This is a genomic window from Alcanivorax sp. HI0044 (assembly GCF_001634945.1).
The window spans coordinates 1-739 of sequence record NZ_LWEZ01001035.1; the positions used below are offsets into that span (position 1 = coordinate 1).

Consider the following 739-nt stretch of genomic DNA (forward strand, 5'->3'; position numbering starts at 1 on the left):
CACTTCTTGTTGACTTCGTTGTTGGCGTTCTCAATCACACGCATGGCGCGGTCAAACTGACCGAGCATGTATTTGCGCGATTGTGCTGCGAAGTCTGCGGGGAACTTGTCTTTTTTCAGAATCACTTGAGCCGTCAGCTGACCAAGTACGTAATCGATGATGCCGCCGTCAGGCTGCATGCCTTTATACAATTCCAGAGCAGAATAAGCTGCAATGGGGGCAAAACAGATATCCACGGAGCCGTTGTTGAAGCGACCGGAGAAGTTTGTGATGTCGGACATCACGGGGGACATGCCCACGCGGGACGCCATATTGGCCTGTGCCGTATCGTACTCAAGTACCGCGATGGATTTGCCGGACAGTTCGCCGACGGTATCGATGGTGCGGTCTTTTACGAACAGATAAGCCGCGCCCATTGGCGCAACGCCGCCCACTTCATAGGGCCCGGAAACCAGTTTTTCATTGATGGAGGGGTTGCCGCTGGCGAGTACGGTGATCACGGTGCGCATGGCGTCGTAGCTGGGGATCGCGCCAATGGAATCCATGCTGCCGGTGTAGCTGTTGAACTGACGGCCACGGATGCCGGTAAGGACGGCGGCATCACACTGCCCGGCCTTCAGGTCTTCGGAGGCAATTTTTTCATCGGTGTAGGGCTTGAGCTCAAGATCGATGCCCCAGCCCAGGGCGGCGGTCTTGTAGTCCTTCATGATGTTATAGATATCGCCGTTGGCGCCGATAA

At 55.6% G+C, this 739-nt stretch carries 1 protein-coding gene; it reads right to left on the reverse strand.

The genetic code is table 11. The features are described from left to right. On the reverse strand, positions 1-739 hold a 739-nt coding region (locus tag A3730_RS31660), incomplete at both ends, for a putative solute-binding protein (RefSeq protein WP_063538125.1).